This window comes from Vibrio sp. 10N.222.49.C9 (genome assembly GCF_041474985.1).
In the GTDB taxonomy this organism is placed as follows: Bacteria; Pseudomonadota; Gammaproteobacteria; order Enterobacterales; family Vibrionaceae; genus Vibrio; species Vibrio crassostreae_C.
Window position 1 is genome coordinate 1 of sequence record NZ_JBFRVD010000357.1, and the last position, 328, is coordinate 328.

The following is a 328-nucleotide window of genomic DNA, read 5'->3' on the forward strand; positions in this document are numbered from 1 at the left end:
ACCCATGGAAGATGAGCCGGGCAGTTCAATGCATATCCATCAAAGCTTGGTGGATAAAAACGGTAAGAACCTATTTTCAAATGCGGATGGCAGTAACAGTGAGCTCTTCCTGAATTATATCGCCGGAATGCAGAAATATACCCCCGCCGCTATCGCCTTCTTTGCTCCTAATGTGAACTCCTACCGTCGTTTAGTGTTTGGTGATTCCGCACCGACTAACGTGGCGTGGGGAGAAGACAATCGCACGGTTGGATTACGTGTGCCAAATTCTGATAAAGAAGCTCGCCGACTTGAAAACCGCTATGCGGGAGCGGATGCCAATCCATAT

At 48.5% G+C, this 328-nt stretch carries 1 pseudogene; it reads left to right on the forward strand.

The features are described 5' to 3' along the window. Positions 1 to 328 (forward strand): annotated as a pseudogene (locus AB4585_RS23490) (glutamine synthetase); the annotation flags it as partial.